The organism is Lacisediminihabitans sp. (genome assembly GCF_036404185.1).
Lineage (GTDB): Bacteria > Actinomycetota > Actinomycetes > Actinomycetales > Microbacteriaceae > Lacisediminihabitans.
Map to the genome: position 1 here is coordinate 1 of NZ_DASWPB010000132.1, position 2,971 is coordinate 2,971.

The 2,971-nt window shown below is 68.8% G+C and carries 3 protein-coding genes; 1 reads left to right on the top strand and 2 read right to left on the bottom strand.

Going from position 1 to position 2,971, the window contains the following annotated elements:
- The first annotated feature begins 276 nt into the window (after positions 1-276).
- On the top strand, positions 277-1,026 hold the full coding sequence (locus VGC18_RS09655) for an alpha/beta hydrolase (RefSeq protein ID WP_331096707.1): 750 nt from the start codon (positions 277-279) through the stop codon (positions 1,024-1,026).
- 17 nt (positions 1,027-1,043) lie between these two features.
- Here VGC18_RS09655 and VGC18_RS09660 read toward each other — a convergent pair whose 3' ends face one another.
- Both VGC18_RS09660 and VGC18_RS09665 read right to left on the bottom strand, forming a co-directional pair.
- Positions 1,044-1,622, bottom strand: a complete 579-nt coding sequence (locus tag VGC18_RS09660; RefSeq protein WP_331096709.1) for a helix-turn-helix domain-containing protein — start codon at positions 1,620-1,622, stop codon at positions 1,044-1,046.
- A 30-nt stretch (positions 1,623-1,652) separates the two neighbouring features.
- Positions 1,653-2,687 carry an NAD(P)-dependent alcohol dehydrogenase gene (locus VGC18_RS09665; RefSeq protein WP_331096711.1) on the bottom strand — a complete coding sequence of 345 codons (1,035 nt, stop codon included), beginning with the start codon at positions 2,685-2,687 and terminating at the stop codon, positions 1,653-1,655.
- Positions 2,688-2,971: the final 284 nt, after the last annotated feature.

Consider the following 2,971-nt stretch of genomic DNA (forward strand, 5'->3'; position numbering starts at 1 on the left):
CGAAAGCGACTGCGGGTGATCGCTGCGGAACTGTCGAATGTGACGTGCCAGAGCTGGTCGGCGTTGAGCCCGCCTCAACGGGCGCGGGGTCAACGAAACCTTGAGCTACTCGTCAAGGCCGGCCGTCTGGGTCCCCACTAGATGAGGCGCTTTGGTGAAAGCCGATGGACGGACGCAGAAGGGAATCGGTGGATAGCCAAACCGTGGGCGCGTGTCACCGCCCTCCTCTAGTCTCGCTACGTGTTTGCTCATGAGAGAGGTTCCGGCACCCCGATAGTGCTCCTCCACGGATTCGGCCTGGATCATCGAAGCCTGCTCCCGCTGGAGCCGACGTTCGAGCGCTCGGGGCGATGGCGGCGAATCTACCTCGACCTGCCCGGCGCGACCGGGTCGCCGGCGACCGGGATAGAAGGCTCGCAGGCGGTCGCGGATGCGGTGATCGACGCGATCCTGGCGCGAGTGGGCGACGGCCGGTTCGCGGTCCTCGGCAACTCGTTCGGCGGGATGATCGCCCGCTACGTCGCCCACGAGCTCCGTTCTCAGGTTCTCGGACTCGCCACCGTGGCCGGCGTCTTCGTCGCCGCGCACGACAAGCGGACCGTACCGCCCCGAACCGTGTTGAAACGGGAACCGGGAGTCGTGCCGCTCCTCGGAGCGGCACTCGAACAGTACCGGGAGGAGGCCGTGGTGGAATCGGCGGACGACGCACGGGCGTTCCTGCAGTACGTCGTGCCCGGCCTCGACGGTGCCGACGGCCAGGCGCTGGATCGCATCGCGGAGAGCTACTCGCTCGATCGTGAGCCCGAGGACGCGCACCCGGAGCCCTTCATGCAGCCGACCCTGCACATCACGGGGCGGCAGGACGACGTCGTCGGCTACTCCGACGCCTGGAGCAGAATCGGTCACTATCCGCGCGCATCGTTCGCCGCTCTCGACGCGGCCGGTCACAACATCCTCTTCGAGCAGGCCGGCCTGTGCTCCGCCCTGATCGCCGACTGGCTGACGAGGATCCGGCAGGACGGCTGACGGATCCGGCCCGACGGCTAACGCCGGACGCGGAGGCCGTCGAGGTGGATGCGAAGGAACCGCCGCCACGCGTCGTCGTCGCCCTCGGTCGCCGTGATGACCCCGCGCAACGCCTTGACCAGGGCGAGGATGTCCTCCGATCGGACGTCGGCGGACAGCGCGCCCGCCCCGATCGCCCGCGCCGTCAGCGTCCCGACCATGTCCGCCATGGCCTCGGAGACGCCCTGATCGCCCACACGATCGATCAGCACGGGAGAGAAGCGCCTCTTGGCGACATCGAAGTCGCCCACGAACTCGAGGAAGGTCCGCAACCCACGGCCCGGGTCGTCGTCGTCGATGGCCTCCGCGATGGCTCGTTCCATCTCCTCGGCGATCCGGGCGGCGAGTTCGTCCAGCAGCGCGTCCTTGCTCGGGAACCGCCGGTAGATCGTGCCGACGCCCACGCCCGCCCGCGCGGCGATGTCCTCCATGCTGGCCTGCGGGCCGCTCTCACCGAAGACGGCGAGAGCGGCCTCGAGGACCAGCCTGTCGTTGCGGACCGCATCGCGGCGGGGCGCGCGTCCCGTCGTCGCTCCGGATCTCTGGCCAATCGGCATGGGTACCAGGCTATTCGACGGGAGCGTCCATCAGGCCGCCGACCGATCGAGGTCGGACATGTCGAGCACGAAGCGGTAGTGGACGTCGCCCCGTTCGAGGCGCTCGAGCGCCTCCGCGACCCGGCTCGAGGGCAGCACCTCGACGTCCGCGGTGATCCCGTGCTCCGCACAGAACTCGAGCATCTCGGCCGTCTGGCGCAGACCGCCGGTGCCGGAGCCCGTCAGATTCTTGCGCCCCTGGGCGAGCTCGAGGATGCGCGGCCCCGCCATCAGGGGGTTGCCGACCACGCAGAGCGTGCCGTCCAGGGCCGTCATCCGCAGCAGCGGAGCGAGGTCGTGATCGACGGAGACGGTGTCGATGATCACGTCGAAACGGCCGCGGGCCGGCTCGGTCTGCGCTGGGTCCGTGGTGAGCAGCAGTTCCGTCGCACCGAGCCGGCGTGCGTCGCCCGCCTTGTCCGCGGTGCGGCTCAGCACCGTGACCTCCGCGCCCAGGGCGGCGGCGAGCTTCACCGCGAGGTGGCCGAGGCCGCCGAGCCCCACGACGGCGAGACGCGTGCCCTGACCGACTCCCGCGGCACGCAGGGGCTCCCACACGCTGATGCCCGCACACAGCAGCGGCGAGGCGGCGGCGGGGTCGAGGCCGTCGGGGAGATGGAAGGCGAACTTCTCGCGCAGCACGTACTCGCGGCTGTAGGCACCCTTGGTCTGGGCGGCACCGCCGTAGGTGGTCAGCGCACCCTCGTAGCAGTAGTTCTCCTGACCGATGAGGCACATCGGGCACACACCGCAGGAGTCGATGATCGTGCCGATCGCGACCCGCTCCCCCACCGCGAAACCGGCCACCGAGCCGCCGACGGCCGTCACCGTCCCGGTCGCCTCGTGGCCGGGGACCAGGCCCGTCTCCCCCAGGAGGCCGTGAATGCGGTGCAGATCGCTGTGGCAGACCCCGCAGAAGTCGATGCGCACCGCGATGTCGTCGTCGCGCAGCTCCCTCCGCTCGATCGAGACGCGGCGCAGGTCGGTGGACCCGTCGAGGCTTTGCCAGCCGATGGTGGTACGCATGGATGCTCCATTCAGGATCGGCCCCGCAACTGAAACGGAACCTGTATTCCTTATCGTACGCTTAAACGGAAGTTAGATTCCATTTAATGGCTCGTCAGCCGGCCGCACGAGGGCGGAAACGGATGCTCGGCGGGGGCATGCGACCGTCCCCCGGCGGCGCGTGGCGATGTTGATTCGTGGGACCTTCGGCCCGATGACCGGCCCGACGATCTGCCAACCTCGAGTCGAGTACAGAGACGTGCTCAGGGGAATGAGAGGTCGATCTCATGAACAACACGATCATT

What these genes read in the sequence shown, in the direction of transcription:
- VGC18_RS09660 (WP_331096709.1), bottom strand. Translation starts at nt 1,622, where the DNA reads ATGCCGATTGGCCAGAGATCCGGAGCGACGACGGGACGCGCGCCCCGC.
- VGC18_RS09665 (WP_331096711.1), bottom strand. Translation starts at nt 2,687, where the DNA reads ATGCGTACCACCATCGGCTGGCAAAGCCTCGACGGGTCCACCGACCTG.